The organism is Cellulosimicrobium cellulans (genome assembly GCF_001722485.1).
Lineage (GTDB): Bacteria > Actinomycetota > Actinomycetes > Actinomycetales > Cellulomonadaceae > Cellulosimicrobium > Cellulosimicrobium cellulans_A.
Genome location: NZ_LWGL01000342.1, coordinates 1 through 1,150, shown reverse-complemented (window position 1 = coordinate 1,150; position 1,150 = coordinate 1). Strand labels below are relative to the sequence as shown.

Here is a 1,150-nt window from a genome sequence, read left to right as displayed (position 1 = left end):
ATCGAGCGCTCGAGGTCGCGGCCGGCCTCGCGCCCGAGGCGCTGCGCACGGTCGACGACGTCGTCGGGCGGACGGCCTCCGTCCGGCTCGCGCCCGGCACCGCGCTCCAGGAGTCGCTCGTCGCCGCCGGGGACCTGGTCGCCGCCGCGCCCGCGGGCACGGTCGTCGCGGCCGTGCGGCTCGACCCCGGCGTCAGCGCCCTGCTCACGGCCGGCGACCGGGTCGACCTCCTCGTCGCGGCCGGTGAGCTCGGGGCGACGCCCGGACCTGCGGCGTCGGCCGATCCTGGAGCGGCCGAGGAGGACGCGGCACCCGTCGCCCCGGACCCCTATCTCGCGCGCGCCGCGGTGGTGGTGCCCGGCCGCGCCCCGGAGGCGCCGGGCGGGCTGCTCGGCTCCGCCGCGAGCACGGAGCAGGACGTCACGCTCGTCGCCGTGCGCCCCGAGGAGGCGGAACGCCTCGCCGCCGTCGCGGGCTGGGGCGCGGTCACCGCGGTGCTCGTGCCGTAGCCCTCTCGTTGCCGGTGACCCCGGTCGTTGGCAGGATCGCGGTGCTCCGTCGTGGCCCCGTCGCCACGCGACGCCACCGACGTGAAGGGGATGGACATGAAGGGCGTGCTCACCGGGTTCAAGGACTTCGTGCTGCGCGGCAACGCGATCGACCTGGCGGTCGGCGTCGTCATCGGCGCGGCGTTCACGTCGATCGTCACCGCGCTCGTCGAGGACTTCCTGAACCCGCTGATCGGCGCGATCTTCGGCAAGCCGGACCTGTCCGGGGTCTGGGACATCACGCTGCGCGGGGCCGACCCTGCCCGGGGTCTCGAGGCGTCGGTGATCTCCGTCGGGGGCGTGCTCAACGCGGTCCTGCAGTTCCTCCTCGTGGCGATCGCCCTGTACTTCCTGCTCGTCCTGCCGATGAACAAGCTCGCCGCGCGGCGCAAGAAGGACGAGGTCGCCGAGCCGGAGGCACCCGCGGAGGACGTGCGCGTGCTCCAGGAGATCCGCGACCTGCTCGCCGCGCAGGCGGGCGCACCGGGGGCGAGCGGCAACGGGCCGGGCCCGGACGGCCGGGCCGACCGGCTCTGACGCTCGTCGACCCCGGCGGCCCGCCGCCCGCCTCGCCGGGGCGTCAGCGGCCGTAGTGCGGCGGC

The 1,150-nt window shown here is 76.5% G+C and carries 2 protein-coding genes; both read left to right on the top strand.

Going from position 1 to position 1,150, the window contains the following annotated elements:
* Positions 1 to 509 (top strand): flagellar biosynthesis protein FlgA (locus JZ5iCDA_RS19300; RefSeq protein ID WP_171905437.1); only part of this gene is annotated, 509 nt, incomplete at its 5' end.
* Between the two features lie 51 nt (positions 510 to 560).
* Entirely contained in the window at positions 561 to 1,085 is a 525-nt protein-coding gene (mscL, locus tag JZ5iCDA_RS17610; protein WP_253182147.1) for a large conductance mechanosensitive channel protein MscL, read from the top strand.
* Positions 1,086 to 1,150: the final 65 nt, after the last annotated feature.